The organism is Verrucosispora sp. SN26_14.1, from assembly GCF_004307965.1.
GTDB lineage: Bacteria > Actinomycetota > Actinomycetes > Mycobacteriales > Micromonosporaceae > Micromonospora.
Genome location: NZ_SISL01000674.1, coordinates 1 through 2323 on the forward strand (window position 1 = coordinate 1; position 2323 = coordinate 2323).

The window sequence follows — 2323 nt, forward strand, 5'->3', positions numbered from 1 at the left end:
GCCCGCAGCGCCTCGTCCCGCTCGGCCTGCGCCGCGGCGACCTCACCGGCGGTCTCGGCGCGGACCTGCGCCACCTGACGCTGCACCCCGGACGGGGACAGCTCGGCGTGCAGGGACTCGGTCAGCGTCTCGACGATCTGGTCGAGTCGGTCCACCGCCTCCCACGTGCGGGCCACCTGGCCGGGCAGACCAGGGGCGTTGCGGTGGCGCATCCGGTTGTTGCGGGAGGCCCGCTGGCAGGCGCCGTCGTTGTCGCGGCAGTACCGGAACGGACGGCCCGCGCCGACGCGCTGCGGCACGTCACGGCCGCAGTGGGCGCAGGGGCGGGTGTCGGCGGTGGGGGCGGGCTGGACGTCCATCGAACGGGCAGTCTAGTGAGCCGCCCGGGGCCGCCCCGCCGGCCCGTCACCGCACCGGCGCCGGACCGCCGTACGACGCCGTGTCGATCACCGGAGGGGCCGTGCTGTCCCGCACCGTCAGGCGGGGGGCCAGCAGCGTCGTCTCCGGCACCGGTTCCTCGGCCAGCTTGCGCATCAGCAACGCCACCGCCTGCCGGCCGATCTCCTCGGCGGGCACCGGCACCGACGTGAGCCGGGGACCGGCGTGCTCGGCGAACTGGTCCGGGCAGACCGCCACCATCGACACGTCGTGCGGCACCCGCCGCCCCAATCCGGCCAGCGCCGCCTGCACCGCAGAGACGGCCGCCTCGTTCTGCACCACCAGGCCGGACAGGTCGGGGTGCCGGGCGAACAGCTCCACCACCCGGCGGCGGACGTCGGTCGCGTTCTCCTCGCACGGCATCGTCACCGCCTCGACGCCGTGCCGGGCCGCCGCCTCCACCACCCCGGCGCGGGTCCGGTGCGCGAACCCGGTGCCCCGGTCGTAGACGGCGGCCGGCGCGCCCAGCAGCGCCACCCGCCGGTGCCCGAGACCGGCCAGGTGCTCCACGCACACCTGACCGGCCCGGTGGAAGTCCAGGTCCACGCAGGTCAGGCCGACGGTGTCGGCGGGTACACCGATCAGGACACTGGGTCGGCCCAGGCCCCGCAGCAGCGGCACCCGCGCGTCGTGCAGCTCCACGTCCATCACCAGCACCCCGTCGACCAGCGCCCCGGCGGCGACCCGACGCAGCCCCTCCGGGCCCTCGTCGGAGGTCACCAGCAGCACGTCGTGGTCGTGGCGGCGGGCCGAGGTCACCACCGCCGTGGCGAACTGCATCACCACCGGCACCTGGATGCCCGAGCGCAGCGGCAGCACCAGGGCGATCACGTTGGAGCGACGGCTGGCCAACGCCCGTGCCCCGGCGTTCGGGTGGTAGCCGAGCACCCGGATGCTGGCCAGGACCCGGTTGCGGGTCAGCTCCGAGATGGCCCGTTTGCCGCTGAGCACGTACGACACGGTGCTCACCGCGACACCCGCGTGCCGGGCCACGTCGGCGATGGTGGGTTGGCCCGACGCGCGCCGGCTCACCGGGCCCCGCTCGCGCTGTGCAGCCGCGTCGACCGGGGCGCCGCGTCGCCGCGTACCGCCAGCGCGCCGACCAGCCGCACGTCGGTGGCGGAGCGTCCGACCAGCACGCTGTGCGTGGCGTCCTCCACCACGAGCGCGCCCCGGTCGGCGTCCCACCAGCCCAGCTCGGCGGTGTGCAGCCGCAGCGTGACGGTGCGGTGTTCCCCGGGGGCCAGGGTGATCCGGTCGAAGTCGCGCAGTTGCCGCAGCGGCTGCTTGACCCGGGAGCGGCGTTGCCGGGTGTAGAGCTGCACCACCTCCACGCCGGGCCGGGAGCCGCTGTTGGTGACGTCCACGCTCACCTCGACCGTCTCACCGACCGTCGCGGTGTCGACGCTCAACCGCAGGTCGGCGTAGTCGAAGTGGGCGTAGGACAGGCCGTGCCCGAACGGGTACAGCGGGTCGCCCCGGAAGTACAGGTAGGTGGAGTCGGCGCCGATCACGTCGTAGTCGAGCAGGTCGGGCAGGTCGGCGGTGTCGGCGTACCAGGTCTGGGTGAGCCGGCCGGCCGGGTCGGCGTCGCCGAGCAGCACGTCGGCCAGGGCCCGGCCGTGTTCCTGCCCGCCGTGGGCGGACCAGAGCACCGCCGGCAGGTGCTGCTGCGCCCACCCGATGGCGTACGGGTAACTGCTGGTCAGCACCAGCACCGTGCGCGGGTTGGCGGCGTGTACGGCACGCAGCATGGCCTCCTGCCGGGCGGGCAGGGCCAGGTCCACCCGGTCCTCGGTCTCGCGGCCGTTGACCATCGGGTGGTTGCCCACCGTCACCACCGCGACGTCGGCGTCGGCGGCCAGCGCGGCGGCCTCGGCGGCTG

At 75.2% G+C, this 2323-nt stretch carries 2 protein-coding genes and 1 pseudogene; all 3 read right to left on the reverse strand.

Annotation, left to right across the window (positions count from 1 at the left end):
* Positions 1-359: pseudogene (locus EYA84_RS30725) on the reverse strand (hypothetical protein); the annotation flags it as partial.
* Positions 360-405: 46 nt separating this feature from the next.
* Entirely contained in the window at positions 406-1470 is a 1065-nt protein-coding gene (locus EYA84_RS30730) for a LacI family DNA-binding transcriptional regulator (protein WP_131057710.1), read from the reverse strand.
* A partial coding sequence (locus tag EYA84_RS30735; protein WP_201272534.1) for a glycoside hydrolase family 3 C-terminal domain-containing protein occupies positions 1467-2323 on the reverse strand: 857 nt, incomplete at its 5' end. The genes EYA84_RS30730 and EYA84_RS30735, both read right to left, overlap by 4 nt.